This is a genomic window from Kitasatospora sp. MBT66 (assembly GCF_000710405.2).
Taxonomy (GTDB): domain Bacteria; phylum Actinomycetota; class Actinomycetes; order Streptomycetales; family Streptomycetaceae; genus Kitasatospora; species Kitasatospora purpeofusca.
Genome location: NZ_JAIY01000006.1, coordinates 783280 through 783629 on the forward strand (window position 1 = coordinate 783280; position 350 = coordinate 783629).

The 350-nt window shown below is 80.0% G+C and carries 1 pseudogene; it reads left to right on the plus strand.

Going from position 1 to position 350, the window contains the following annotated elements:
* Nucleotides 1-350 (plus strand): annotated as a pseudogene (locus tag BI06_RS50815) (hypothetical protein); the annotation flags it as partial.

The window sequence follows — 350 nt, forward strand, 5'->3', positions numbered from 1 at the left end:
GAGCGGCCCCGCCGACGGCCACGACGCGCTCGTCCGGCTGCTCTGGTGCCTGCCCCCGCTGGCCGCGGTCGCCTGGTTCGCGGCCGTCGCCGCCCGCGCCGTGCCCGCCCGGCGGGCCGACCGGATCACCGGGCTCACCACCGCCGGCGCCGGGGCCGGCCGGATCCGCGCGCTGATCGCCGGCGAGGTCGCGCTCGCCTGCGGGGCCGGCGCCGGACTCACCCTGCTGCTCTTCCTGGTCCTGCGCAACGACATCGCCGGACCGGGCCTCGCCGACGAACTGGGCATGGGCGTTGCCCTCCCCGCCGCCGCACCGGTCACCCTGCTCGCCCTCGTGCCGCTGACCGCCG